General features: G+C 48.0%; 26 protein-coding genes. 6 read left to right on the top strand and 20 right to left on the bottom strand.

All coding sequences use genetic code 11. The features are described from left to right. Positions 1-104: 104 nt before the first annotated feature. Positions 105-353 (top strand): phage regulatory CII family protein, encoded by a 249-nt coding sequence (locus ACKU40_RS03360; RefSeq protein ID WP_320175113.1) that lies wholly within the window; start codon positions 105-107, stop codon positions 351-353. 100 nt (positions 354-453) lie between these two features. Further along, entirely contained in the window at positions 454-918 is a 465-nt protein-coding gene (locus tag ACKU40_RS03355) for a phosphatidylglycerophosphatase A (RefSeq protein WP_320175112.1), read from the top strand. A gap of 119 nt (positions 919-1037) precedes the next feature. Here ACKU40_RS03355 and pal read toward each other — a convergent pair whose 3' ends face one another. The 13 genes from pal to rsfS form a co-directional block, all read right to left on the bottom strand. Then, the gene (gene pal, locus ACKU40_RS03350) at positions 1038-1628 is read right to left on the bottom strand and encodes a peptidoglycan-associated lipoprotein Pal (RefSeq protein ID WP_320175111.1); all 591 of its coding nucleotides are present in this window, start codon (positions 1626-1628) and stop codon (positions 1038-1040) included. Positions 1629-1781: 153 nt separating this feature from the next. Further along, positions 1782-3155 carry a protein tolB gene (locus ACKU40_RS03345; protein ID WP_320175110.1) on the bottom strand — a complete coding sequence of 458 codons (1374 nt, stop codon included), beginning with the start codon at positions 3153-3155 and terminating at the stop codon, positions 1782-1784. Between the two features lie 15 nt (positions 3156-3170). Beyond that, on the bottom strand, positions 3171-4115 hold the full coding sequence (locus ACKU40_RS03340; protein ID WP_320175109.1) for a cell envelope integrity protein TolA: 945 nt from the start codon (positions 4113-4115) through the stop codon (positions 3171-3173). Between the two features lie 23 nt (positions 4116-4138). Further along, complete coding sequence (tolR, locus tag ACKU40_RS03335) at positions 4139-4555, bottom strand: protein TolR (protein ID WP_320175108.1); 417 nt, start codon at positions 4553-4555, stop codon at positions 4139-4141. A gap of 3 nt (positions 4556-4558) precedes the next feature. After that, positions 4559-5278 (bottom strand): MotA/TolQ/ExbB proton channel family protein, encoded by a 720-nt coding sequence (locus ACKU40_RS03330; protein ID WP_015852353.1) that lies wholly within the window; start codon positions 5276-5278, stop codon positions 4559-4561. Positions 5279-5307: 29 nt separating this feature from the next. Beyond that, positions 5308-6054, bottom strand: a complete 747-nt coding sequence (locus tag ACKU40_RS03325) for an NAD-dependent deacylase (protein ID WP_320175107.1) — start codon at positions 6052-6054, stop codon at positions 5308-5310. A 9-nt stretch (positions 6055-6063) separates the two neighbouring features. Then, positions 6064-6720, bottom strand: coding sequence for a histidinol phosphate phosphatase domain-containing protein (locus ACKU40_RS03320; RefSeq protein ID WP_320175106.1), 657 nt, complete (start codon positions 6718-6720; stop codon positions 6064-6066). Between the two features lie 9 nt (positions 6721-6729). Next, positions 6730-7209, bottom strand: a complete 480-nt coding sequence (locus tag ACKU40_RS03315; RefSeq protein WP_320175105.1) for a bifunctional nuclease family protein — start codon at positions 7207-7209, stop codon at positions 6730-6732. Further along, positions 7203-8579 carry a tRNA (N6-isopentenyl adenosine(37)-C2)-methylthiotransferase MiaB gene (gene miaB, locus ACKU40_RS03310; protein WP_320175104.1) on the bottom strand — a complete coding sequence of 459 codons (1377 nt, stop codon included), beginning with the start codon at positions 8577-8579 and terminating at the stop codon, positions 7203-7205. Before miaB ends, ACKU40_RS03315 begins: the two co-directional genes overlap by 7 nt. Positions 8580-8998: 419 nt before the next feature. Further along, a complete protein-coding gene (locus tag ACKU40_RS03305; protein ID WP_320175103.1) occupies positions 8999-10867 on the bottom strand; it encodes an RHS repeat-associated core domain-containing protein in 1869 nt (622 codons plus the stop codon). Positions 10868-10983: 116 nt separating this feature from the next. Then, positions 10984-11226 (bottom strand): hypothetical protein, encoded by a 243-nt coding sequence (locus ACKU40_RS03300; protein WP_015852362.1) that lies wholly within the window; start codon positions 11224-11226, stop codon positions 10984-10986. Positions 11227-11229: 3 nt separating this feature from the next. Next, complete coding sequence (gene gpmI / locus ACKU40_RS03295; RefSeq protein ID WP_320175102.1) at positions 11230-12762, bottom strand: 2,3-bisphosphoglycerate-independent phosphoglycerate mutase; 1533 nt, start codon at positions 12760-12762, stop codon at positions 11230-11232. A gap of 21 nt (positions 12763-12783) precedes the next feature. Beyond that, complete coding sequence (gene rsfS / locus ACKU40_RS03290) at positions 12784-13170, bottom strand: ribosome silencing factor (RefSeq protein ID WP_320175101.1); 387 nt, start codon at positions 13168-13170, stop codon at positions 12784-12786. Positions 13171-13765: 595 nt separating this feature from the next. Between rsfS and ACKU40_RS03285 the strand changes: the two genes are divergently transcribed. The 4 genes from ACKU40_RS03285 (at position 13766) to ACKU40_RS03270 (ending at position 17428) form a co-directional block, all read left to right on the top strand. Further along, positions 13766-15076 carry a phenylacetate--CoA ligase gene (locus ACKU40_RS03285; protein WP_320175100.1) on the top strand — a complete coding sequence of 437 codons (1311 nt, stop codon included), beginning with the start codon at positions 13766-13768 and terminating at the stop codon, positions 15074-15076. Positions 15077-15103: 27 nt separating this feature from the next. Beyond that, the gene (locus ACKU40_RS03280) at positions 15104-15535 is read left to right on the top strand and encodes an ACT domain-containing protein (RefSeq protein ID WP_320175099.1); all 432 of its coding nucleotides are present in this window, start codon (positions 15104-15106) and stop codon (positions 15533-15535) included. Between the two features lie 79 nt (positions 15536-15614). Further along, the gene (locus tag ACKU40_RS03275; RefSeq protein WP_320175098.1) at positions 15615-17042 is read left to right on the top strand and encodes an RtcB family protein; all 1428 of its coding nucleotides are present in this window, start codon (positions 15615-15617) and stop codon (positions 17040-17042) included. Between the two features lie 41 nt (positions 17043-17083). Then, the gene (locus tag ACKU40_RS03270; RefSeq protein WP_320175097.1) at positions 17084-17428 is read left to right on the top strand and encodes an Hpt domain-containing protein; all 345 of its coding nucleotides are present in this window, start codon (positions 17084-17086) and stop codon (positions 17426-17428) included. A gap of 60 nt (positions 17429-17488) precedes the next feature. Here ACKU40_RS03270 and ACKU40_RS03265 read toward each other — a convergent pair whose 3' ends face one another. The 7 genes from ACKU40_RS03265 to ACKU40_RS03235 all read right to left on the bottom strand — a co-directional run bounded on the left by ACKU40_RS03265 (position 17489) and on the right by ACKU40_RS03235 (position 23447). Beyond that, positions 17489-19354, bottom strand: coding sequence for a KUP/HAK/KT family potassium transporter (locus tag ACKU40_RS03265; RefSeq protein WP_320175096.1), 1866 nt, complete (start codon positions 19352-19354; stop codon positions 17489-17491). 89 nt (positions 19355-19443) lie between these two features. Next, positions 19444-19905: a nuclear transport factor 2 family protein gene (locus ACKU40_RS03260; protein WP_320175095.1), complete on the bottom strand. Its 462-nt coding sequence runs from the start codon at positions 19903-19905 to the stop codon at positions 19444-19446. 67 nt (positions 19906-19972) lie between these two features. Further along, entirely contained in the window at positions 19973-20581 is a 609-nt protein-coding gene (locus tag ACKU40_RS03255; protein WP_320175094.1) for an adenylyl-sulfate kinase, read from the bottom strand. Next, positions 20553-21635, bottom strand: coding sequence for a phosphotransferase (locus ACKU40_RS03250; RefSeq protein WP_320175093.1), 1083 nt, complete (start codon positions 21633-21635; stop codon positions 20553-20555). Before ACKU40_RS03250 ends, ACKU40_RS03255 begins: the two co-directional genes overlap by 29 nt. 157 nt (positions 21636-21792) lie before the next feature. After that, positions 21793-22725: a carbohydrate kinase family protein gene (locus ACKU40_RS03245; protein WP_320175092.1), complete on the bottom strand. Its 933-nt coding sequence runs from the start codon at positions 22723-22725 to the stop codon at positions 21793-21795. 110 nt (positions 22726-22835) lie between these two features. Continuing rightward, positions 22836-23150 carry a divalent-cation tolerance protein CutA gene (gene cutA / locus ACKU40_RS03240; protein ID WP_320175091.1) on the bottom strand — a complete coding sequence of 105 codons (315 nt, stop codon included), beginning with the start codon at positions 23148-23150 and terminating at the stop codon, positions 22836-22838. A gap of 9 nt (positions 23151-23159) precedes the next feature. After that, entirely contained in the window at positions 23160-23447 is a 288-nt protein-coding gene (locus ACKU40_RS03235) for a hypothetical protein (RefSeq protein ID WP_320175090.1), read from the bottom strand. Positions 23448-23660: the final 213 nt, after the last annotated feature.

Raw genomic sequence — 23660 nt, 5'->3', positions numbered from 1 at the left:
AAAATACGGAGTTTAGCCCGTTTACAGAGAATCCTCCCAGACACATAATGTAGTTGAAGAATGAGGGCAGCGATTAAACAGCCCTGCATCAAAGGAGGATTAATATGAGCTATGAAACAATCACAAAAGTGACTCAGGATATTGTTCTTGAAGGAACCAAGCCGGCCAAAGAAGTGGCCCAGTCCATTGGAAAGCCCTACTCCACACTGCTGCGGGAAATCAATCCTTTTGACAACAACGCTAAGCTCGGAGCCACCACCTTGATGGATATCCTTAGGACAACACAGGAGACCAAACCTCTTGAGTTTATTGCCGAGTCCATCGGATATACCCTCAAACCGCGTGTAAATTAAGCTAACAACAGCAGTATATTTATAAGAAGAAGTCGGATTCATAACGAATCCGGCTTCTTCATTTCTGGACTTTTAACAACTTTCCACCGATACTGCCGCCATGAAAAAAATAAGCATAAACCTAACGCATGTGGCGACTCTCGGCCCTGTAGGACACCTGCCGAAGGCTCCGGGGACATGGGGATCAGCCGCAGCTCTTATTACCGCACCGTTTTTGTTTCTGCCATTTCAACTCCCGATCAGAATACTTATTCTGGGGTTGATTTTTTACTTCGGAGCTAAAGCCTGTTCTGTAGCCGAAAAACAATTTGGAAAGAAAGACCCCGGCTGTGTCGTCATTGATGAACTGCTGGGACAGTGGCTGGTATTTCTGCCTTTCCCTGCTGTCGTAACATGGCACCTGATTGCAGGTTTCATTCTTTTCCGAATCTTTGACATCCTCAAACCGTTTCCCATCAAGCAGTCCGAAAAATGGCTCAAAGACGGCTGGGGAGTGATGATCGATGATGCCTTTGCAGGAGTTTACGCCATGCTTGTTCTCGGTCTGCTCCGCTACCTTACCTAAAAAAATATCTTTAAAATTATTTTAGAAGCGTTCAAAGCCCTCATCAGGATTTGCCCGCTCAAAAGCAAAATCCCCGGTTTCCAAAGGAAGCCGGGGATTTTGTGTGCTTTTTGATTAAACTAGTAAGTCAGGCGGAACTGGGCTCTTCTGTTCTTAGCCCATGCGGTTTCATTGTGACCGGGATCAATGGGATCCTCTTCGCCGAAACTTACAATACTCAACCTTTCTGGAGCCACACCGAGCAGGATGAGAAACTCATATGCTGCACGGGCACGACGCTCACCAAGAGCAAGGTTGTACTCTTCGGTTCCACGATCATCGCAGTAACCTTCGATAACCATGGTAACGTTATCATACTTCTTAAGAATTTCAGCCTTCTGCTGCAGCAGAGGACGATATTCCTGCTTGATTTCAAAAGAATCGAAATCAAAATGGATCATATTTCCAAGCTCTACGACAGCATCATTAAAATCCTTTTTAGCGGCAGCAGCCTGACGCTCGTCTTCAAGAGCCTGCTCCTGAAGAGCTCTCTCTCTTTCCAAACGGGCTTGTTCTTCATTCTTAAGCTGTTCATTTCCCTGCTGCTGAGCCATTCTTTCCTCTACAGCAGGGCTGGCCGGGGAAGATTCAACTTGCTTCTTGGAACAACCGGCACCAAGACCGGCAATCAACATGAATACAACACATAATATTATCGCTCTAGCTCTCATTTGCCCTCCTGAATAAGGAACTTTTAGGGACAGGAGTTTGTCCACACGCCAAGATACAATACATTAACTTAGACTTACAATATAACGACACTAAAGTGTTTTGTAAAAAAATCAAGTCATGCCTGCAACAAAACGGTTAAATCACTCCTCAATTTACGATTTATGGGCCTTGCCCCATGCCGGGGCCTTTGCAACACCGCTTCCGGTAGGTACCAACATGGCCGGATCGCCATGCCGTGTAGTCAGATAAATCTTGTACTTACCGTTTCTGCTGGAAGAGAAAGCTATAAAATAGCCATCCGGACCGAATGCCGGCTCTTCATCATTACCTGGACCAAACGTCAGCTGCCTTTCCTGCCTTGTCTTCAAGTCATGCACAAAGATGCGATGTCCCAAAGGGGTCTGACGTGAAAAGGCCACAAAACGGCCGTCAGGGCTTATGGTCGGATTAGTGTTATATTTGCCTTCTGTTGTAATTCTGGTGACAACACCGCTTTTCATATCCAGCAGAAAAATATGGGGATTACCGAACCTTGCAGAAGTGAAAACCATCTTCTCTCCGGTCCGGTCAAAATCCGGTGAAACCTCAATAGCCCAGCTTTTAGCAAGAGCCTTTTTGGGCTTGTAATTACCGTTGATCAGGAAAATATCGGAATTTCCGTTCATGGTCAGTGTTGCCGCCATATTGCCGTCGGGAAGAAATTCCGGTCCGATTACGGTATTACCGGGAAAACTTTTCTGATCAATCTTTCCGGTAGCACGATCCCAGACACACAGCAGATGCTGACGAGAGCCAAGGCGGGTAAATACCAACCGATTTCCATCAGGGGACCAGTTGGGACTGAGATTAATGCCGCCAAGAGAACTGATCTGCCTAAGATTGCGGCCCTGCGGACTGACAGTATAAATTTCCTTGTCCTTACCTGTCTTACGCACAAAAGCGATGGAAGATTCAAAGAATCCGTCCCGACCGGTTAGAATACGCATCAGGTGCGAGCAGAAACGGTCGGCAATCCGGGGCAGCATTTCTTCGGTAACCATGGAGTACTTTTTACCCAAAATCGTACGCCCGTTGAATGTACCTATACAACGAATGAGCAGATTCTTCTCTCCGTTTGGTCTGATTTCCCAACCTGTGGTCACGGCAAGGTCTACCTTGGAAAGCCTGAGCGGCTTGATATCAATATCACCGGGGCGTACTCCGCGAGAAGGATCGCCACCCAGAATATCAGTAACAGGTACGATATTCAAAAAAGGGAGGAAAGCCAGATCCTTGGCAAGGTCCTTACCAAAAGAACCGGCCTCCGCAGGCAGAGGCAGATCCTTCTCCTTGGAACCTTCATATTTTCCTGCAGGAACGGTCTTGGGCGGCAGCAGGATGATATTCACCTTGCGCTGACCGGGACCGTAGATATCCACGCTAAGAGTATCCGCAGCAAAAAGATTCCCGGCAGCCAGAAGCGCAAGCAACATAACCACCAGCAATCCAAAAGCGGATTTTTTTATACTGAACTTATTTTCTTTCATAATTATGAACCTGCCCTACTGATCGAGATCATGCAGGTTAAAGTTTACAATGATGTTTCTGATAGATGTTCCCGGAGGCTTGGGCAGCACCTCGGTATCACGCAGAGCAGTAAGTACCGAGTCATCAAAATCAACATTGCCCGATGAATCGAGCAACTTGATATTGCTGATTTCTCCGCTGGATTTCAATTCTATTTGTACCCGGGCCATAAGATTCTGCTTTTGCCCGAAAACCGGATATCTCCAATTCTTGCGTACCGCTTCTTTTACGATTGAAGCGTAAACCTGAACCAGTCCGGATGCTCCGGCGGTGCCATCGGCAGTACCGGTTACAGCTGTGGCCTTGGCACTCTCAGTGAGCGAGGCCAGATCGCTGGCCACAGCCTGACGCTCGGCCTTTTCCTGTTTTTCCAAGATCTTAGCCAATGAAGCAAGATCAGCTGCGAGGGAATCTTCCGCCGAAATCTCAGGTTTCTTTTCGACTTTCTTCTCTACCTGCTTAGGCGGTGTCTTTTCAGCCACCTTCTTTTCAGGCGGAGCTTTCTTTTCGACCGGTTTTTCTGCTTCTTTTACCGTTTTTTTCGTAGTTGTTGTCTTTACTTTTTTGGGTGAAATTTTCGTTGTATCCGGCTTGGGCTTCGCTATTGGTTTAGGTTTTGGCTTGGGTACCGGTTTAGGAGCCGGAGCTTTTACTGTCTCTAGTTTTGCTTTGGGTACAACTTTCGGTTTTGCATCAGGAATTGCAACGGCATCAGGTTTTGAAAGTTTAGCAGAAGCTTTCGGAGCAGGTGCTTTCTTAACAACCGGAGCAGCAGGCAGAGGGGCAAGGCTGACCAGATCAACCTTGTATACGGGCATATCAAGTGAAATCTTCACCGGTGGTGAGATTGACCACGTCAGGGCTAAAAATATCAGACCGGCATGGAGCAGTAAAGATATGAAAAGGCCGATGATTTTCATCAATAAATTCGCCTGTAGCTTAGCTATTTCTTTTTCTTTTCAACAGGTTCTGCTACTACGCCAAGCCTGTCGATCCCGGCAGCCTTGATCTCACCCATGACTTTAACAACCTCGCCGTAGGCAACATTCTTATCCGCACGGAGAAAAAGCATCTTGTTCTGCTTCTTAACCAGCTTTTCGAGATGGGACTGCAATTCGTCAAAACCAACCTTGTATTCATCAAGGAAGATCTCGCCCTTATCGCTGATTGAAAGCACTAGATGCTCATTATCCTGCGGTAAGGAACGCACGTTACGGGTCTGAGGCAAATCAACTTCAACCCCTTGCGTCATCAACGGAGCTGTAACCATAAATATGATCAGTAGTACCAGCATGACATCCACAAAAGGAGTCACGTTGATCTCAGCAAGCATACCCCGGTTATTTGTAGAAATTCCCATACCCTACTCCTCTGAGGCAGAACTTTTCCCGGAAGGCTCAACCCATGAAACTTCACGTTCCACACGGTTGAGGAAAGTACCTGCAAAGTTGACCAACTCTGTCTCAATGCCATTCAGCACGCCCAGAAAAAAGTTGTAGAAGATAGTTGCGGGAATTGCGACACCCAGACCGATGGCAGTTGCCACCAAAGCTTCAGAAATACCTGGAGCAACAGCTGCCAGTGCAGCAGATTTGGCGGAACCGATAGCATGGAAGGAATTCATAATCCCCCAGACAGTACCGAACAGGCCGATAAATGGAGCGCCGTTCGCACAGGTTGCCAGAAAAGAGAGTGAGGATGTCAGCTTTTTCAATTCAGAGCTGACCTTGCGTCGCAGGATTCTGCGCAAGGTATCCTTGATCAGGCGGCGCTTGTGGCTGGCACTGACCGCGGATTTTTCCAGCACACGGTATTCCTTCACCGCTGCGGTTCCGATACGGTTCAACGGGGAGCCTTCAGTCTTGCTGATTTCAGTCAGACCGGAGGAAAGAGAATCAGCCTCTTCCATGATCTTGTTGCCCTTAAGGATCAAGGTTCTTGCCCTGCCAAGGGAGATCAGCTTCCAGAAGATGATTGTCCAGCTCCAGAGGGACATGGCTGCAAGCAATCCAAGAACACATTTGACCACAATTGTGGCCTGATCAAGCATCGCAAAAATTCCGCCCTGAGGTAAGAAATCCATACTTCACCGCACCTTTTAATATAATTTGTTCAGCTTAAATTCTGCACAATTGCAGGCAGAACATCTTCCGCCGCGCCTTGAATAAACACGTCGCTTAACGACGAGTAGGCGGACGGAGCCTTGTTTATCTCAATAATTAAGCCCCCGGCCTCCTGTATCCTCGGCGGGATCAGGCTGGCGGGAACAACTCCGCCGGAAGTTCCGGCAACAATGACCAGATCGGACTGGTCGGCAAGCTCAAAGGCAGCCTTATAGGCTTCGGACGGAATCTGTTCCCCAAAGAAAACCAAATCCGGCCTTACTACCCCAGGACATTGCAGACAGCGGACCGGAAGTTCAATCCCGGACTTAATCCGTTCGGCAGGAAATGGAGCAAAACACTCCATGCAATAAAAATCGCTGCAATTACCGTGAAATTCAACAACATTCACCGATCCGGAACGCTGATGCAGACCGTCAATGTTCTGGGTAATCACACCTTGCAGGTACCCTTCTTTCTCAAGCTGTGCCAGCCCCGTATGTCCTGCATTGGGTTCGGCACTTTTCAACATGGCATCCGCTTCTAGCAAAAATTTCCAGACTGTTGCCGGATCGGCCTGCAAGGCCCGGATTGAAGCAACCTTTTCAGGATCATGCTTTGACCACAAACCGCCCGGACTGCGAAAATCAGGAATTCCGCTGGCAACGGACATCCCAGCCCCGGTCAAGGCAATGGCGCAACGTGCTTTTCTAATCAGCTTAGCTGCCTGCTCTATCCCGGGTTTAAGGTTGCCCATGCTGCCGCCCTATGAACGTTTCATTATTTTCTGAACCAGCTCACGGGAATTTTCCTCGGCCTGAGCGTATTCTTCAAGGCTGAGCCCCGCGCCAAGGGCAATCTTTCGACGCATTTCAAGCCCAACCAGATCGCCGGGAGCGTGGGCATCGTTATTGATAACCAGCTTGGCCCCGTGCTTGCGCGCCAGAGCAGCCACATGCCCGTTGGTCAGGCTGTGTCCCTTGCGGGTGGTAATTTCCAGACAGACTCCATACTCAGCAGCCAGCTTTACTTCCACGTCGGTAATCAAGCCGGGATGAGCCAGCACATCTACCTTGGCCTCAATTGCAGCGAGGTTTGTCCCTTCGGCGACAGGCTCCACAATGGTTTCACCATGCACAACCACAATCTGGGCACCGGACTTACGGGCATGCTCAGCCATTTCGCCAATCAGCCCCGCAGGGACATGAGTAAGCTCAACTCCGGCAAAGACATCAATATCAAAATAGTGACCGTGTTTCTTTGCAAATCTGCGAATATTTTCAAGAATAATATCAATATTACTGGAATCGGCATGATCGGTCATAGCCAATGCGCGGTACCCCGCAACTTTAGCCCGCCTTGCCAATTCCGCAGGGATAAGCTCCCCATCACTGAAAACAGTATGAGTATGAAAATCTATCATCGAATTGCCCTACATTTTATATTTAAAGTCATCAGGGGAAAGTCCTTCGAGATCTTCTTCCCAGCCGGACTTTTCCTCAACTTTTTCTTCAATATCTCTCGTTCCGGCTACATCAAGAACCTTTTGGCTTACACGCACCGGACAGTCGGCACGAACAGCAAGGGCCACTGCGTCCGAAGGGCGGGAATCAATAGCCACCATCTCACCATCCTTACGGACCATGATTTCAGCATAAAAAGTTCCCTTCTCGATATCAACAATATCAACGGACACGAGTTCACCGCCAAAAGTGACGATGGTGGATAAAAGCAGATCATGGGTCATAGGTCTGGGAAAAGAAACTTCATTAAGTACCATGGAAATTGCCATAGCCTCCATGGCCCCTATCCAAATAGGCAGGACCATGCCCAGTTCCTCACTTTTCAAGACCAAAACCGGGCTCTCGGTATCATTTTCCACCGCCAGACCGTAAACCTGCATTTCTACCATGGCTCTCCCACCTTCGCCCCAACAAGGGAATGATTCTTGGCTTCGATAATCTTCACCTTAACCAGCTTGCCTCCGAGCTTCTGCCCTTCATCATAACCTGCAAAGTGAACATTGACTACCCGGCCTCCCGGATCTTTACCGCGCCATGTCATTCCGCCTTCTTCCTGTCTCTTGCTCAGGCGTTCCAGAAGAACCACGGTTTCATGGTCTTCTAAAGCTTCTAGACTTTCTCTAGTAATACGCTTTTGTCTTTCCTGCAAGCGGGCAAGGCGAGCTTGGGCCACATCCTCGGGAACTTTCGGCTTCATCTTAACTGCCGCAACGCCCGGACGGTCGGAATATTTAAAGGAAAAACTGCTTTCATAGCGCACCCTTTCCAGCATATCCATGGTCTGCTCAAAGTCTTCGTCTGTCTCGCCGGGGAACCCAACGATCAAATCAGTGGTCAGGGAAATATTAGGACAGGCTTCTTTTAACCCCTCCACGATTCCCAGATAACGTTCGCGGTCATATTTGCGACCCATTTTCTTCAAAATGCGGTCTGAACCGGACTGCACAGGCAGGTGCAGGCTGGGGCAAAGATTTGGCAGCTCACCAAAAGCCTTGATCACTTCAGGTGCAATGTCCTTAGGGTGGGAAGTGGTGAAACGAATACGCTCCAGTCCTTCAATGGCAGAAATCTTGTAGAGCAACTGCGCAAAGGAAATATCCTCGCCCTTCTTGTCTATGCCGAAGCTGTTCACGTTCTGGCCCAGCAGGGTAATCTCGCGGACACCGGACTTAACCAGATATTCGCATTCCTTGATCACAGCTTCCGAAGAACGGGATTTCTGACGGCCACGAGTGTAAGGCACGATGCAGTAGGCGCAGAAGTTATCGCAACCCTGCATGATATTCACGAAAGCCTGACCGGGAATGGTCCCGATGCCCGGAGGAATCAGGTCCGCGTTAGGCTGCACTTCACCGCCCTCGCGTTCAGGATAGTCCCCAAGGAAGTCGGTAAGGACAAGACGCTTTTCATGATTGGCTGCAAGATCTTCCAGCGCGTCCGGAGCCTGAGCAATACCGTCGCTGCCAAAAACAAGACGCACGTGCGGAAACTTCTCAAGGAAGCCGTCACCGATCTGCTGGGCAACGCAACCGCCCACAGCAACAAAGCTGCCCGGGTTCTTACACAGCGGAGCCAGTCGACCCAGCACGCTGTAGACTTTCTGTTCCGGTTTATCCCGCACAGAACAGGTGTTAATAATAAATATATCTGCTTCAGATTCTTCGACAGCTGTCCAGCCACGGCTCTCCATGGCCCGGATCAGCCAGTCTGAATCGTGAACGTTCATCTGACATCCGAATGTTAGTACTGTAAATTTCATACCCGGCTCATACGCTATATAAATATGATGGTAAAGCTTGGGAAGGTGGGTTTGAGTGGCGAGTTTGGGGATAAAAATAGCCCCCGAACCGAAGTCCGGGGGCTGCGAAATTTATTTTGGTAGTTGGTTGATCGTCTTACAATTGTAGCACTTATATCCTTCTTCTTTGAGCAGGTAATAAAAACCTGAAACAACAAAAAAAAGTCCGAATGTAAGACAATAAACATCATTTAAAACAAGAAACCCTACAACTAAACCTACAACATACATTAAATTTGTATACCCATCTACTTTGCTGGGAGTTACAATATATTTATACCCACAATTTGAGCAGATTATTTCTTTCTGCGAACGAGATGTAATCTTGAGCAGTAAAGCCGCGTAGCAGGCTAAAGCTATAATAAAGATCACGAAGTTCATTACTTGAAATCCTTCTTATTTGTTTTAGGAGTAGTGTCAAATATACCAAAAAAATCTTCTAAATCTTCTTTATCGATTCCTGTCATGTCAGCAAGCCCTTTATATCCAACTGCATTAAAAGCTCCTATAGACGCACCGTAAACACCTCCTGCGACAGTCGCTGCAAGTCTTCCGCCTGGTCCTAATACCTTCCCATACTTATCAAAAGCAACTGCTCCGCCAAGAGCCCCTGCCGCCATTCCTTTACCTAAATCCCAAAGCCCAAAACCATCTTTTTTGGCTTTCAGCCCCGCACGACGCCAATTATCCCGCATCTCTTGGTCAGAACGGGCCTTGCGTTCCATTCTAGCCTTTTCTTCAGCCTGCTGCTTATCCACCAATTCCTTATAGGCTTTTTCCATTTCCCTAGCGGTTTGCACGCTTGATTGATTCAGGTAATCTAAAGATTGCTGAGCACCTTTCTCAAAGGTCGCGTTGTTTTTAGCATTTTGCCCACCATTTCTGGAATTTACATTCCCTCCTTTTCCTCCGGGAGTACCCCCACCCCAAAGACTACCTGCGAAACTCGAGCCGTCGAGATCAACACTAGATCCAACATAATCACTAAAACTCGGCCCAGCGTAACCTGTCTGTCCATTATAGCCACCAAGTTCCGATAGCGACGAACTACCGGAACTTGAAGACGCTCCTCCAAGGGTTTCAGATTTAGCACTTTCCCCGCCTCCGGGAGAATTGCTACTTTCTGCCCCGTCATCTCCATCTTCACTCTCATCCTGCAACCCGATCCGATCAATAAAATTAACCGGATCATCAGCACAATACCCATAGACATCAACATCTCCGCCAGCCAATCCCAGCGGATCAGGCGTTATGAACCGCCCAATGGAGGGATCATATTCACGAAATCCGAAGTGAACCAGCCCAGTATCCTTATCGTACAATCCAGCGGCAAAACCGAGTGAGATGTCCATTCTCTTATTGGTATCGACAATCAGATTTCCAAACGAATCACGGATAATTCGCTTTACCTCATTTCCCTCTGCGTTAGCAACTATATTAATAGTTCCAACCTGATCGGTAGCAAAATAATAAACATTCTCGTTGAAGCGCATGGCAGCAGGATCGCCGTCTTCGTCATACTCGAACTCTTTGCGGTTGCCATAATTATCAGTCACAGCGGCGAGGGAAATGAAATCGTACCAGAGATAACTTTCCACCACCGCACCATTGATAGATTTTGCGATACGCATGCCTTCCGGATCAATGGCGTAGCTTATGCTTCTACCATCGGGCAGTTTAACCTGCTCCAACTGCCCGGAATGATGATAGCTGAATTCGGTTACTTCCGCGCCATGCTGCTTCTTAATCAGACAACCATATTCATCATAGAAATATTTCACATTCCCGGCCTGTTCCAATCGCAACCCCGGACCGTAGCGAAAAGTGCGGTGCGGCATGCGCGCTGTGGCACCGAAATAACGCTCACCGAATTCACCATACAAATATTCTTCAATCAGCCTTTCATCACTCCAGACTTTATGCAGCCTGCCTCCTTCGTCGTATTCGTATTTAAGGTCCTGATTGAAATTTCCAAATGCAATCTGTCGCTCGACAATGCGCCCATTCCCATCACACTCAGTTCTGAGCATCGAAAACGGCTCTGATGTTCCCGGAACTGAGAACGACGTTACACGAACAGCACCCCCGCTATTAAGCGCAACATTGTCGCGCTCAAATTCATCAAATAAATTTACACCAGTTCCGGTCTGGGGTGTGCGTGTCCTAATCTCCTTTTGAGAATTGTTTAATGACATTTTGTCCCTCCAAATTAAAAGTTTCAGGATCAGCCCTGAATCACTATGATTCAAAGCGACTATTATCCCTCACACTTTTAATTTACCGCCCATCCCGGACCGCAACAGGCATAAAAAAAGAGCTCCCTGCTCGCGCAGAAAGCTCTTTTTAAAATTATATTTACTACAGCCTAAAAGAAATCAGGATCGACAGCAGCCTTGCCGTTTTCAAGCATGGTCTTGTAAAACCTGATGATCTTTTCATCCACCGGAACTATCGGAAAATTCCGGCGGCAGGCATCGCAAGTTGCCATGGCAGGCTGAGTCGGTGCGATGTAAGGCACTTCCCGGCCGCAGAACGGACAGGGAAACATAAAAATTATCTCCATCCCGCTAGGCTTGACCGGAGATAAAGGTTTACGGGATTCAGACATCAATTATCCTTTTAAAAGATCTTTACCGGTCATTTCTTCGGGAACGGAAATGCCCATGTGATTCAAAATTGTGGGTGCGATGTCACAAAGCGCTCCTTCTGCAGGAGTCACGCCTTCAAACGCTTCACCGATAAATACCAGCGGTACGTTGTTCAGGCTGTGCGCAGTCTGCGGGCCGCCATTTGCATCAATCATTTCCTCGGCATTACCGTGGTCGGCAGTCAGCATAATGACTCCACCCTGCGCTTTCACAGCTTCTACGATCCTGCCGACACAGGCGTCAACAGTCTCGCAGGCTTTGATCGCCGCCGGGATGATGCCGGAATGGCCGACCATGTCGAGATTGGCAAGGTTGCAGATGCACAGCGAATATTTCGGTAATGCTTCAATCAACTTTTCAGTCACTTCCTCGGCGCTCATCTGCGGCTTAAGGTCGTAAGTTGCAACTTCACGCGGGGAAGGGACAAGAATACGGTCCTCGCCTTCGAAAGGTTCTTCGCGCCCGCCGTTCATGAAATAAGTTACGTGGGCATATTTCTCGGTTTCGGCAATGCGTAGCTGCTTGAGCCCGTTATCCGCAACAACTTCCCCGATGGGGTTGCTAATGTTCAGCGGAGGAAAGGCATTGGGGAAAGCAAAATCCGACTCATACTGAGTCATAGTCACAAAACCGCAGAACACCGGAGCTTTGGGACGATCGAATTCGCTGAAATCTTTCAGTGCAAGCACCCGGCAAAGCTGGCGGGCACGGTCGGCGCGGAAGTTGAAAAAGAACACACCGTCGCCGTCTTTCAAGGTTCCGTCTACACCGGAAACAAGGCGCGGCTTGATAAATTCATCAGTCTCTCCGGCAGCGTATGCGTCCTCAACACCTTTAACAGGGTCAGAAACTTCCTGCCCTTCGCCGAGAACCAGAGCCTTGTAGGAAAGCTCATTGCGCTCGTAATGCTTATCACGGTCCATGGAATAATAACGACCGGAAATAGAGGCCACTTTACCGGCCCCGATTTCAGTCATTTTATCCACCAACTGCTGCATGTAAACCTTACCGCTCGTGGGAGAGGTATCACGGCCATCCATAAAAGCATGGACGAAGATTTCCTTGATACCGGCATCCTTTGCCACTTCAATCAATGAAAAAAGATGATTGATGTGAGAATGCACACCGCCGTCGGAAAGGAGCCCCATGAAATGCAGGCGACCGTCCGCAGCTTTGACATTATCCATGAGACTGCTGATAGCTGCATTGGCTGCCAGCTCTTGCTTCTCAATGGCAATGTCAATGCGGGTCATGTCCTGATAAACAACCCGGCCTGCTCCGATGTTGGTGTGACCGACCTCGGAGTTCCCCATGAATCCGTCAGGAAGCCCAACCGCACGGCCAGCACATTTGAGCTGGGTCCGAGGACAGCTTTCCATCAGCCCGTCCAGAACGGGAGTGTTGGCAAGTTTTACTGCATTGCCTTTACCTTCAGGGGCAATTCCCCAACCGTCCAGAATAAGAAGAACGGAAGGAGCACCGGTTTGTTGCGACATGTTTCTATTCCTTGCGCAGATTTAATCCTGCGGCTTGAGATTTAATTCCATTCTGGTGCCTTCGGACCAGAGACCTTCCACGTTGTAAAAAGCGCGGTTATCTTCCTGAAAAATGTGTACGATAATATCGTTCAGATCGAGAAGGATCCAGTCTCCGGTTTTGTAGCCTTCCATACCGAGGTATTCGATATTTTCCTTGGAAAGCTGCTCCAGAACGAAATCAGCCAGAGCCTGTGCGTGGCGCACACCCTTTGCTCCTGCAACCATTACAACTTCGGCAATGGGGCAGATTCCCTGTACGTCTACAGCGGAAACATCACTGGCTTGTTTTTCATCCAACCATTCAGCAACAAGCTGAACTTTATCCTTAGTATCGATCTGTTTAAATTTCTTTTCTTTAGTTTTCATTCTTTTGGTTTAATTAACCGGCGTTTTCCCCTTTCGGAAAACGCGCTTGAATTCGGAGCACAAACAGCAGGAATAAAGGGCTTAACACCCCTGCGTGCCGGAGGTCCGTTACTCCCGGCCAGACGCAGTTCTCACATTTCGTCCAAAGTACAATATGATTATATAGAGAATTTACGCCCACTACGCAATCCATCTATAGCGGACTTTTAAATCATTTTCAATTACGAAAATTATTTTCGATTCCGAAAACAAAACCATGCAAAAATCGAGACTCTCAATATAGCCAAAATACCATGAAGCAGAATCACTTTCATAAGCTTCGTGATTAGCTGAGAATTTACTTGTGTATATACGTTTTTATAAACCATCCGGCTTGACGGCGAGCAAACACTTATGCATTATACACGACATGCTTAACCACGACCTTTTTTCCTTTTTCTTTTTTTTCTTTTTTAGGACTGAAATATAGTCATCCCGTGGTTATGGAAAAATACACTTTCTGATAGTTTACCGGGCCACGGGCGCAAACCCCGTGGCCTTTTTTATTTTGTAACTTAAACCCTGTACCGGGATCAGCCATATCAGGAGGCAAGAGATGATCTTCGACGTAGACAAGGAAACAATGCCGAGGGAAGAGCTGGAAGAATTACAGCTCAGACGTCTTAAACAACTTTGCGAGCGAGTTTATGCCAACGTTCCTTTTTACACCAACAAGTTTAAGGAACTGGGTATTGAACCCAAGGATATCAATTCCCTATCCGACCTGACCAAACTCCCGTTTACCGAAAAGCAGGACCTGCGCAACCACTACCCCTTCGGCCTTTTTGCTGTTTCCCGCGAGAACATCGTCCGCATCCATTCCTCTTCCGGCACCACCGGAAAGGCAACAGTTGTCGGCTACACCAAGCGCGACATCAAGAACTGGGCGGATCTCATGGCCCGTTCATTCGCCATTGCCGGAGCAACTCCTGAAGACAGCATCCACAACGCATACGGTTACGGCCTGTTCACCGGTGGTCTCGGCGCCCACTACGGTGCGGAAGCACTGGGCGCAACCATCATCCCGGTATCCGGCGGCGGTACCAGACGCCAAATCATGCTGCTCAAAGATTTCGGCGCCGATGTGATCTGCTGTACCCCTTCCTACGCCCTGTTCCTGCACGAAACAGGTAAGGAAATGGGCATCGACTTCAAGAAACTGCCCCTGCGTATAGGTATTTTCGGTGCCGAACCATGGACCGAGTCCATGCGCCGTGACATCGAACAGAAACTGCACATTAAGGCCCTCGACATCTACGGTCTTTCCGAAATCATGGGTCCCGGTGTTGCCATGGAATGTGCCGAAGAACAGAACGGCCTGCACATCATGGAAGACCACTTCCTGCCCGAAATCATTAACCCCGAAACAGGCGAGCACGTAAAGCCGGGCGAAACCGGAGAGCTGGTAATAACCACCCTGACCAAGGAAGGTATCCCGCTCATCCGCTACCGCACCCGTGACCTGACCCGCCTGAACTACACCGCCTGCCGCTGCGGACGCACCTTCGCCCGCATGCATCGCATAATGGGTCGCAGTGACGACATGCTCATCATCCGCGGCGTGAACGTATTCCCGTCTCAGATCGAGTCCATCCTCATCGAAACCGAAGGCCTCTCCCCGCACTATCAGCTGGTGGTTGAACGCGACGGCAATCTCGACATCCTGACCGTGAAAGTCGAAATTTCCGGCGCAGCCTTCTCCGATGAAATTAAAAATTTACAGCGTCTCGAAAGAAAGATACAAAAAACTATTAAGGAATTCCTTGGCGTAACCGCCCGGGTTAAACTTGTGGAACCCAAATCCATTGAACGTTCCGTAGGTAAAGCCCAGAGAATTCTCGACCTGCGTAATCAGGACCAGCAATAGAACCTAATTCAAATGCGAGGAAACACCATGAAATGTGACCAGCTATCCATATTCCTTGAGAACCGTGCCGGAAGACTCGCCGAGGTAACCCGTCTGCTTACCGAGAACAAAGTCAATATCCGCGCGCTCTCACTTGCCGACACTTCTGATTTCGGCATCCTGCGACTCATCGTGTCCGACTTCGAAACAGCGCAGAGAGTGCTCAAAGACGCAGGCTTCACTGTAGGCAAAACTTCTGTCGTAGCTGTAGTTGTAGACGACCAGCCCGGCGGTCTGCACAATCTGCTCGAAATGCTGCGCGGCTCCGGCATTAACGTGGAATACATGTACGCTTTCGTACATCAGTCCGGCTCCAACGCCGTAATCATCTTCCGCTTCGACCGCACCGATCAGGCTATAGAACTGCTCGGGTCCAAGAACATCAAGATGATCCCCAGCGAAGAGCTGTGTAAGCTGTAATAGTTTATTACGCTAAAACATTTAAGGGAGATTTTAACTTGAAATAGTTAAAATCTCCCTTTTCATTTATGATTGGAAAATGAATATCAAACTACTCAAACAAGAAGCTCCCTGCATATGGCGCATGAAAAAATACGGCCCCATGCGTGTGGATGCCCTATTCTTTGGAAACAAGGACATCATCCTTGAACTGGATGACACCACTGTCTCGCAGGTCCGCGATGTGGCCTCGCTTACGGGTGTGGTCGGTCCGGTCTGCGCCATGCCGGATGCCCATTCCGGTTATGGATTCCCAATCGGCGGCGTTGGAGCTTTTGATGAGAAGCGCGGGGTTATTTCTGCTGGTGGAGTTGGATTTGATATTTCCTGTGGCGTACGCACCCTCACTACCGGATTGAAGAAACAGGATTTGATCACTTGTGATGCCAAGCTTGCAGATTTACTTTTCAAGCGAATTCCGTCCGGCGCTGGGGTTGGAGGCGATATTATCCTAGAAGGCGATCAGCTTGATGAGATGCTGCTCGGCGGTGCTTCATGGGCTATTGGGCAAGGACTCGGAAAACCGGAGGACCTCGGCAGGATTGAGGGCAACGGCAGAAATAGCTTTGCTGATCCGGACAAAGTCCCTCTAAAAGCCAAAGAACGCATGCGCAACCAGATGGGATCGCTTGGTTCCGGCAACCATTATCTGGAAGTGCAGTATGTAGAAGAAATATACGATAAAGCCAAAGCTGCGGCCTTCGGCATCGGAATTGAAGAAGTGGTGGTCAGCATCCATTGCGGATCACGAGGACTAGGGCACCAGATTGCCAAGGACTACCTGCCTATGATGGCCAAGGCCGCTCCCGAATTCGGCATCAAACTTCCCCACAAGGATATTGCCTGTGCGCCGCTTAATTCCGAACTCGGACAGGATTACCTTGGAGCCATGGGAGCAGGCATTAACTGCGCTCTTGCCAACCGTCAGGCCATCACCCACCTTGTGCGGGAATGTTTTGCGGAAATCCTGCCACAGGCTGATTTGCGGCTGCTTTACGATGTAAGCCATAACACCTGTCAGCGTGAAGAATTCAAAATTAATGGCAAAAAGAAAAATATCTGGGTGCACCGCAAAGGCGCAACTCGTGCACTGGGACCGGGACACCCAGAGCTACCGAGTGAGTTCAAAAAACACGGACAACCGGTAATAATCGGCGGAAGCATGGGGACAGCTTCTTACATCCTTTCAGGAACAACCGAATCGGCAGAGATATCTTTTTCATCCTGCTGCCACGGTGCCGGACGGATTATGAGCCGGGCAAAAGCACGCAGGACTTTCAAGGGCAACACAATCCAGAAAGAGCTTGGCAGGCACGGGATCATCATCCGTACCGGATCATTCAAGGGCATTGCTGAAGAAGCTCCCCTTGCCTACAAGGACGTGGACATGATTATCGAATCAACTCAAGCTGCCGGAATAGCAGAAAAGGTTGCCCGTCTACGTCCTCTTTTATGTATAAAAGGCTAAAAATTGTGGAAATAGATTTTGATTTGGACTAAGTTACTCTAATGGAAAATATTGAAGTAATTAACAAGGATTGGCTGGCTTCCATGGCCTCCACAAAAAAGGAATTCCTGACCAAGCTTTTTGCCGTTTTCCTGCGAGATGAACCCGCCCGGGTAATCAAAATAAGGGAAGCTTTTGAAGGCGGACAGATGGATGAACTTAAATACCTTGCCCACTCCCTAAAAGGCGCAGCTGCCACCATGGGAGCAGACAGGGTTCGTGAAGCCTGCCTGCGACTGGAATACAGTGCTCGTGACGGTGACAAGGAACTCTCTGAACAAAACCTGCATACTCTGGAAGATGAGATGAAACTTGTTTACGATTTCATGAGCGATTTCATCCAATAACCCAAAAAGCTTACGCTGAATATTTCATAAAAAGACCGGGGAAATATTTCCCCGGTCTTTTTATATTTTAATAGCAGTTCCAATTGTAACCACCTTGTCAGCAGGAATCCGTAAATAGTCCAAGGGATCTTCAGACACTGAGTTAAGCATGATAAAAATTTTACGCCTTAGCAGGTGTTCTCTGTTGTCCTTGTTGAAACGCAACAACATCCGCCCGATATAAAAATAACTATCCGTGCTGCTAAGTCCCAGCTGATTCCATGACTGCACCAAAATCAGTGATAAATTCGGTTTTTCCATGAAACCGTAATTCACTGTCATCCAGTATATATTTTTTTCAACAGTCTTCAGAGAAATACGTTTATGCGAGTCTAAGTAAGGCTCACTGGAGGTGTTCACCCGCAGGAAAACAAGTTTCTCATGAACCACCCGGTTATTGCGCAGGTGTTGCAAAAAAGCATGTGGAATGAATTCGGAAGCTGAAAGAAAAACAGCCTCCCCCGGAACCTTTGCCAGCATATACTTTTCGATCTCGGATTCAAGATCGGACACCTCAAGGCCGCGCGCCTGCAACTGCTCCCGAAGCTTAGCCCTGCCCCAGATCCAGACATACATTCCATAAGCAATCAAACCGGCCAGCAGTATGGGGAACCAGCCGCCCCCCGCAATCTTGGTGAAGTTGACGATAAAAAAACCAAGATCGAACAGGGCAAAGAAACCGGTAAGTATTGCTGCAAGCATCCATGGGCAATTGCGGATTTTACGCAGATAAAACCAGAACAGATAAGTAGTGATGACCATAGTTCCTGTTATGGCAATCCCGTAAGCCCCGGCAAGATGCTCCGAAGCCTCAAAAATAAGCACCAGAAGAATACACAACCCGGCCATAACCCAATTTACTGAGGGTACGAATACCTGACCCGGATTTTCTTCCGAAGTCTGTAGAATACGGATACGTGGAATAAAACCAAGATGAACAGCCTGCGCTGTCAGCGAAAATGCACCGGAAATAATGGCTTGGGAAGCAATGATTGCCGCAAATGTTGCCAAAGCAACCATGGGCAGCATCAAAAATTTGGGAAAAAGACTGAAAAACGGGTTAATGATCGATTCTGGATTCTCGATCAGTATAGCCCCCTGCCCCAGATAATTAAGGACAAGACTGGGCAGGGCGACAAAATACCACGCAAGGGTAATCGGCCTGCGTCCGAAATGCCCCATATCGGCGAAAAGAGCCTCGCCACCGGTTACACAAAGAACGACCGCGCCAAGGACCATAGTGCCGGCCAGACCGTTTTCAGCAAAAAAATTCAATGCATAATATGGGCTGAATGCCTGCAGCACTACCGGATTTCCTGCGGCAGAGGACAAGCCGAAAATACCGATCACAGTAAACCAGACCAGCATGACCGGACCGAACAAACTGCCGATTTTGTCTGTTCCGCTGCTCTGAAAAGCAAACAGTGCCAGCAGAATTGTGCAGGCGATATGCGGAGTGTATTGGTGCGCGGCCGTTGTAGCAATATCAAGGCCTTCGATAGCGGAAAGCACGGAAATTGCCGGTGTGATAACCCCGTCTCCATAAAGCAATGCCCCGCCGACCATAGCAGCAAAAAGCATGAACGAAGCAGACCTGCGCTGACTTTCATGGCTGACCAGTTCATAAAGCGCAAAAATACCGCCCTCGCCCTCATTATCTGCAGCCATGACAAAAGTTACGTATTTTAGGCAGATCACAATCAAAAGAGACCAGATGATCAGCGAGAGCACTCCCAGCACGTTAACCGGGTTTAGTGTAATGGCATGATGCCCGCTGAAACAGGCTTTCATGGCATAAAGCGGGCTGGTTCCGATATCACCGAAAACCACTCCCAATGCCCCCAAGGCTAATGCAACCTGACGGCTTTTACCTTTCTGTTTTATCATAATCTTTCCGTGTGGGATTTCACAGGACAAATAAAAAAGGGAAAACTATCCAGCAAAATAGTTTTCCCCTCCTATGAAACATATTTAATTTACTCGCCCTTACGCCCGTATAATTCCTTCACAATCAACCACTTCCCGTCTTTACGCAGCAATTCGAAAGAAGGATTAAACTTACCGCGTCCATCGTTGCTCCGGTAATCCCACTGTACCCTCACGTTGCATGTATTACCGTTAACCTCAAATGAGGTAATTTTGAACAAACGCAATTTGAAGGAGCTGTCCAGCCAATATGAAGAACAACGAGGCAGACTTTCACTGAAATCTGCAAACATAAGTTCTTCCGTCGACTTGCAAGGAAAAGACATTACAACCGCATTATCAGCATACAAGGCGCGGATAGCAGCAAAATCCCTGATATTATATGAATCCTTATAATCAAAAAGTACATCCTTGATTTGATCGCGGACCCCGTCTTCAGCAGAAGCTCCGGCGGAGACAGCAGCACAAAAAACAACCATCAACATCAACATTGAGAGTAAAATTTTCTTCACAACAAGCACCTTATGATACGTTTATTTTATGCAACTTCATTTCCTTTAAAACAAAATGAAATAAAAATCAGCAAATCCCGTTCATCCTACGCCACTTTTGCAGGCAATCTTGCACCTCCTCAAAAGTTTCGTCAGGCGTTTTACCGGCTGTATCCACAATGCACTCGGCATTATTATCTTCCTGAAATTTCACATCCACCCCGATAACTTCACCGAGATTTTTGAATTCCTTTCCGGTACACTGCCGCTCAAGAGCCTTTTCATACAATCCGGCCATGACCAATCCCTGCTGCCGCCCGATTTCCCGTTTCATAGCCATATTCACAGGGCAGCGCAGATATACTTCAGCAAAAAATTCTATCTTCTCACGGGCATTATTGCGCCAGCAAAGCTCATGAGCAGAACCGTCCAGAATCACGCATCGACCGGACTGCATGATTGAGATAGCATCTTCCACAAAAAGATTATATGCCCGCTGTCTTTCATCACAAGTATATTCAGGATTAGGGATATAAATTTTCCGCCGCTCATCCATGCTAAGCAGGACAACCTTAACTCCCTCTGAACATAATTGGGCATACAATTTTCTGGCTATGGTGCTCTTGCCGCACGCAGGTAAACCGGTAATCCAGATAGCCCAGTTTTTGTTAACGCATATACCTTTCGAATTGGACATAATCGAAAACCTCATCCTCAAGGACATTTTCAATAAACCGCATCAACGCATCCCGCACTTCCTGCGGATGATCTGGATACCATACAGGAGAGCTAATGACCAACCCCCTGAACACGAAAAATGGGGCCATTACCTGCAGCACTTCCGTATCACCGGTCTTTTCAAGATAGGTTTCCATGTAGGTCATGTATAGATTACGCATCTTGTTGGAAAATCTACCGTCCGAATAAAGCCCGAAAAGGATATAATTGGTTGCCATGCAGCAAAGGTCCCCGGCTGGTTCACCCCATTCACCACGGCTGCGGTCAAGCACGCTGAAATCTTCCGGCCCGTTCATGAGTACATTCCATGGATGAAAATCTCCGTGAACAGCACATAGGCGGTGGGTGTAATGAAACATCTTCCAGCGCCAATCGATCAGCTTCTTCTCAAGATTCATAAACCGGCTCTGAGAAAAAAAATCGCAAGGATGTTTAAAAGCCTCATCAATCAATCCCATAATGCATTCACTGGAACCGATCAGATCGCGGATGCGGCGCATATACAGATGGGGATCATCCTTCTTAACCGAATGGATTTCCGCCAGCCACCCGGCAAGGTCTGCAGCGCTCTGAACGTCCTGATCCGAGAAGTCGCCGCTACGGATGCGGTCAAGATCGTGAAAGTAATCATATCCCTGTAACTTCTCATTAAGAATAAAGAATTCCTGCGGTTCATTAAGCGGAAGCATCTCGCCACTACGGCTGATATAGCCGATACCCATTGGTTTTACATGTCGCGGAAGCCGTGCCGAAGTTTCATACTGAAACATGAGCACCGCCGCCCGGTCCCAATAAAACTGATGCCCGTAATTATCCCCTTTCATGACCGAAATAACGGTTTCACGCTCCTCGCCGTCCACAGTGAAAAGCACCAGCAACGGTTTACCGTAGCCGAACTTCTTCATCCCCTGCTTATCAAGCGAACCGATATCCCCATAATCCACAAGGACCGTGCCGGGGCCAAAAGCTTCTCTCAAGTAACCTTCAAGCATGGCAGCGGTTATTTCAATCATGATGCTCCCTCCGGGATTTTAATTCCTAGGATACAGGAACAGACAACTCACTTACAACTATTTTTGGCAAAAAAGAGTTCAAAGCACTTAGAATAAAAAAACCGGAACCCTGCGAGCAGGATTCCGGCATAAAAGCAGATTGAGTAAACTGTTAATTTTAAAGTTTACCGAAGTTTGCTTCATAACGTGCCCAGAACTCTTCTTCAGTATAGGAATGCTCCTGAGTACCGAGTTTCTCAACACAGTAAACCGCGCTGACAGCACCCACATGGGCAGCTTCAGCAAGGGTTTTGCCCATGGCGAGACCTTTGATAAGACCTGCGCGAAAAGCATCGCCAGCTCCGGTGGGGTCTTCAACAGCTTCAGCCTTGGCAGCGGGGACTTTGGTTTCACCGTCTTTTTCAACAACAAGACAACCCTGATCGCCAAGAGTTACGATGATGGAATCACAGATTTCCATAAGTTGGTCACGAGTCTTGCCTGTAGACTTCATGATCATTTCCAGTTCGTAGTCGTTGGAAACAAGAATCTTGCAGCCGCTGATCATTTCCAGCAGCTGTTCACCGCTGAATGCGGGGATATTCTGGCCCGGATCGTAGATGAAAGGAACTCCCTTTTCACGGTATACCTTGGGGAAATTCTGCATGTCATCAAGGTTGCCGGGGGAAACTATCGCCAATGTATCTGCAGGATTCACTGTAGAAAAATCGTAATCGCAACCGTATTTCATGGCACCGGGGTTGAAACCGGTAATCTGGTTATCGGACTTATCGGTAGTGATGTATGCACCGGCAGTGAATTCACTCTCTATGCGCTTGATGCCTTCACGGGTAATTTTGTTCTCATCCAACCATTTTTCATAGCCGTCGAAATCCTTACCGCCTGTACCGAGAATTACAGGTTTCTCATCGAGCATGGAAAGAGCGTAAGCAATGTTTCCGGCTGTACCGCCGAAACGTTCATCAAGGCCGTCCACAAGGAAGCACACGTTAAGCATGTGAATTTTATCGGGCAGGATATGATCGGCAAAACTACCGGGAAAACTCATAATTCTGTCATAGGCCAAAGAACCGGAAACCAATATCTGCATTTGTTTGAACTCCTTAAATATGATTCGAGCAAGAAATAAAATAAGCATACTCCCACCCGGTTTGCGCGGATGAGAGTATGCTTTCTTTACTGGTAAAGTCAATAAACAGGCTAGCCGGTATGGATTTTCACCCATTCAAAAAACTCTTCATTACCCTGCTTTGACTCAATGGCAACAATTGCAGGACAATCATAGCTATGAATATTCTTTACCGTCTGGATCAACTTATCAACCAGTTCAGGCGTTGTCTTGGCGAGAAGCACAGTTTCCTCGGAATGCTCAAGCTTCCCCTCCCACCAATACATGGACTCCATCTTCTCGAATATATTCACACATGCGGCGAGATGACGCATAACCAGCTCTCCGCCGATCTCCCGCGCCTCTTCCACGTCCCCAGTGGTAATATAAACCATCATTATGGACATACAGCCCCCCTACTTGCAGACAGGTCCTTCACCGGGCTTGGCGTTTGCAAGATAGTTACTGATTGCATCCAGTTCATCAGCAGTAATGGTCATACCCATTTCAGCCATACGCTGGTTGGTTTTTTCCCACGCAGCCAGATCTTTTTTACCCAATCCGCGGCAGACACGTTTCAGACTGTGGCATGCGGTACACTTGGCAAGGACAAGTCCGGATCCATCTTCAGCACCGGAAGTGGAAAGCCCTAAACCGGAGAGGGTAAAAAGAGCTGCAACTATCAAACTTAATGCTATTTTCATATTCAATTCCTCCACTTTGGATTTGTGTTAAATGATACATGATTTGACATGAACGGCAACATTTATCAGGCTGTTGAAAAACAGCAATCTGCGTTGTTGCTTCAAAAAGTTCAAATCCTCACGTACCTTAAGTACACTTCGGCCTTGAACTTTTTTCGCGTCTAGCATCTTACTATTTTTGAACAGTCTGTATTTTTTATGTTTTTATAGATG

Source organism: Maridesulfovibrio sp., assembly GCF_963666665.1.
Lineage (GTDB): Bacteria > Desulfobacterota > Desulfovibrionia > Desulfovibrionales > Desulfovibrionaceae > Maridesulfovibrio.
Note: the sequence above shows the minus strand (reverse complement) of the source record. Positions and strands in the feature narration are given on the sequence as shown.

Bases quoted from the DNA above. Each gene is read 5' to 3' on its own strand.
- ACKU40_RS03360 (WP_320175113.1), top strand. From the start codon at position 105: ATGAGCTATGAAACAATCACAAAAGTGACTCAGGATATTGTTCTTGAA.
- ACKU40_RS03355 (WP_320175112.1), top strand. From the start codon at position 454: ATGAAAAAAATAAGCATAAACCTAACGCATGTGGCGACTCTCGGCCCT.
- pal (WP_320175111.1), bottom strand. From the start codon at position 1,628: ATGAGAGCTAGAGCGATAATATTATGTGTTGTATTCATGTTGATTGCC.
- ACKU40_RS03345 (WP_320175110.1), bottom strand. From the start codon at position 3,155: ATGAAAGAAAATAAGTTCAGTATAAAAAAATCCGCTTTTGGATTGCTG.
- ACKU40_RS03340 (WP_320175109.1), bottom strand. From the start codon at position 4,115: ATGAAAATCATCGGCCTTTTCATATCTTTACTGCTCCATGCCGGTCTG.
- tolR (WP_320175108.1), bottom strand. From the start codon at position 4,555: ATGGGAATTTCTACAAATAACCGGGGTATGCTTGCTGAGATCAACGTG.
- ACKU40_RS03330 (WP_015852353.1), bottom strand. From the start codon at position 5,278: ATGGATTTCTTACCTCAGGGCGGAATTTTTGCGATGCTTGATCAGGCC.
- ACKU40_RS03325 (WP_320175107.1), bottom strand. From the start codon at position 6,054: ATGGGCAACCTTAAACCCGGGATAGAGCAGGCAGCTAAGCTGATTAGA.
- ACKU40_RS03320 (WP_320175106.1), bottom strand. From the start codon at position 6,720: ATGATAGATTTTCATACTCATACTGTTTTCAGTGATGGGGAGCTTATC.
- ACKU40_RS03315 (WP_320175105.1), bottom strand. From the start codon at position 7,209: ATGGTAGAAATGCAGGTTTACGGTCTGGCGGTGGAAAATGATACCGAG.
- miaB (WP_320175104.1), bottom strand. From the start codon at position 8,579: ATGAAATTTACAGTACTAACATTCGGATGTCAGATGAACGTTCACGAT.
- ACKU40_RS03300 (WP_015852362.1), bottom strand. From the start codon at position 11,226: ATGTCTGAATCCCGTAAACCTTTATCTCCGGTCAAGCCTAGCGGGATG.
- gpmI (WP_320175102.1), bottom strand. From the start codon at position 12,762: ATGTCGCAACAAACCGGTGCTCCTTCCGTTCTTCTTATTCTGGACGGT.
- rsfS (WP_320175101.1), bottom strand. From the start codon at position 13,170: ATGAAAACTAAAGAAAAGAAATTTAAACAGATCGATACTAAGGATAAA.
- ACKU40_RS03285 (WP_320175100.1), top strand. From the start codon at position 13,766: ATGATCTTCGACGTAGACAAGGAAACAATGCCGAGGGAAGAGCTGGAA.
- ACKU40_RS03280 (WP_320175099.1), top strand. From the start codon at position 15,104: ATGAAATGTGACCAGCTATCCATATTCCTTGAGAACCGTGCCGGAAGA.
- ACKU40_RS03275 (WP_320175098.1), top strand. From the start codon at position 15,615: ATGAATATCAAACTACTCAAACAAGAAGCTCCCTGCATATGGCGCATG.
- ACKU40_RS03270 (WP_320175097.1), top strand. From the start codon at position 17,084: ATGGAAAATATTGAAGTAATTAACAAGGATTGGCTGGCTTCCATGGCC.
- ACKU40_RS03265 (WP_320175096.1), bottom strand. From the start codon at position 19,354: ATGATAAAACAGAAAGGTAAAAGCCGTCAGGTTGCATTAGCCTTGGGG.
- ACKU40_RS03255 (WP_320175094.1), bottom strand. From the start codon at position 20,581: ATGTCCAATTCGAAAGGTATATGCGTTAACAAAAACTGGGCTATCTGG.
- ACKU40_RS03250 (WP_320175093.1), bottom strand. From the start codon at position 21,635: ATGATTGAAATAACCGCTGCCATGCTTGAAGGTTACTTGAGAGAAGCT.
- ACKU40_RS03245 (WP_320175092.1), bottom strand. From the start codon at position 22,725: ATGCAGATATTGGTTTCCGGTTCTTTGGCCTATGACAGAATTATGAGT.
- cutA (WP_320175091.1), bottom strand. From the start codon at position 23,150: ATGTCCATAATGATGGTTTATATTACCACTGGGGACGTGGAAGAGGCG.
- ACKU40_RS03235 (WP_320175090.1), bottom strand. From the start codon at position 23,447: ATGAAAATAGCATTAAGTTTGATAGTTGCAGCTCTTTTTACCCTCTCC.